1 protein-coding gene and 1 pseudogene are annotated in these 814 nt (G+C 66.2%); one reads left to right on the top strand and one right to left on the bottom strand.

The window, feature by feature from the left end; all coding sequences use genetic code 11:
• Positions 1-318 (top strand): macro domain-containing protein (locus G3O01_RS44940; RefSeq protein WP_205813984.1); only part of this gene is annotated, 318 nt, incomplete at its 5' end.
• A 13-nt stretch (positions 319-331) separates the two neighbouring features.
• On the opposite strand, the pseudogene G3O01_RS44935 reads toward G3O01_RS44940, so the two are convergent.
• Positions 332-802: pseudogene (locus G3O01_RS44935) on the bottom strand (tRNA (cytidine(34)-2'-O)-methyltransferase).
• Between the last annotated feature and the right edge of the window lie 12 nt (positions 803-814).

Raw genomic sequence — 814 nt, 5'->3', positions numbered from 1 at the left:
CTGCCCGCCAAACACGTGATTCACACGGTCGGGCCGGTCTGGAACGGCGGCGCACGCGACGAAGCAGCGCTGCTCGCTTCGTGCTACCGGCGCTCGCTGGACGTGGCGCGCGATGCGGGCGTGAAAAGCATCGCGTTTCCGGCGATCAGTTGCGGCGTGTACCGCTTTCCGCCCGACCAGGCCGTGACGATTGCGCTCGCAACCGTCATCGATTCATTGCCTGCGTTTGCTGCGCTCGAACAGGTGATCTTCGCCTGTTTCGACGACGCGATGCTCGCGCGCTACCAGCGCGAACTCGCGGCGCGCGAGTCCAGCTGAGCGCGCCGCAAACTTACTCTCCGCCCTCGAAACCCGCCTGCCGCCACGCCTCGAACACCACCACGGCGACGGGATTGGACAGATTCATGCTGCGGTTGCCCGGCCGCATCGGCAGGCGCACGCGCTGCTCGGGCGCGAAGCGTTCGAGCACGCCATCGGGTAGACCGCGCGGTTCCGCGCCGAACACGAAGCAGTCGCCGGGCAGGAAAGCGCGATCGTGCTACCAGCCCTCGCCGCGCGTCGTGAACGCGAACATTCGCGATGGATCGGGCGTTTCTTTCGCGACACAGGCGTCCCCGTCGCTCTGCACCTGCATCTGCGCGTACTCGTGATAGTCGAGGCCGGCGCGGCGCAGCTTGGTGTCGTCGAGCGGAAAGCCGAGCGGCTCGCTCAGATGCAGCCGCGCGCCCGAGTTGGCACACAGGCGGATCACGTTGCCGGTATTCGGCGGGATTTCCGGTTCGACCAGAACGACGTTGAACATGACGATAACAAC

Origin of the sequence: Burkholderia sp. Ac-20365, from assembly GCF_017104715.1 — a bacterium.
GTDB lineage: Bacteria > Pseudomonadota > Gammaproteobacteria > Burkholderiales > Burkholderiaceae > Paraburkholderia.
The sequence above is the reverse complement of the archived record's forward strand: the minus strand, read 5'-3'. Positions and strand labels throughout refer to the sequence as shown.